At 56.2% G+C, this 242-nt stretch carries 1 rRNA gene; it reads left to right on the top strand.

Annotated features, from left to right (window positions below):
- Positions 1 to 108, top strand: a 23S ribosomal RNA gene (locus tag R9X44_RS35600); the annotation flags it as partial.
- Positions 109 to 242: the final 134 nt, after the last annotated feature.

The raw sequence follows: 242 nt of genomic DNA, 5'->3' as shown, positions 1-242 counted from the left end.
TTTAGGGTGGGTAAGGCCCCCAACAGACTATTGGGTTGATAGGCCGGAGATGGAAGCACTGCAAGGTGTGGAGTCGACCGGTACTAATAGGCCGAGCGACTTGACCATCACACAACCAGAATCCTGCATATGTGTGTGCTCGCGTCCCTGTGCGGTTCCCGCTGAACAGCCGGAACCCGCAACCCCCAGCACTCTGCTGGGAGTGTGTGCCAGTGCTCGTACTGGCTTGTTAACAGAATAAG

Origin of the sequence: Actinocorallia sp. A-T 12471 (assembly GCF_033875155.1) — a bacterium.
Classification (GTDB): Bacteria; Actinomycetota; Actinomycetes; order Streptosporangiales; family Streptosporangiaceae; genus Actinocorallia.
This window is presented reverse-complemented; position numbering and strand designations above follow the sequence as displayed.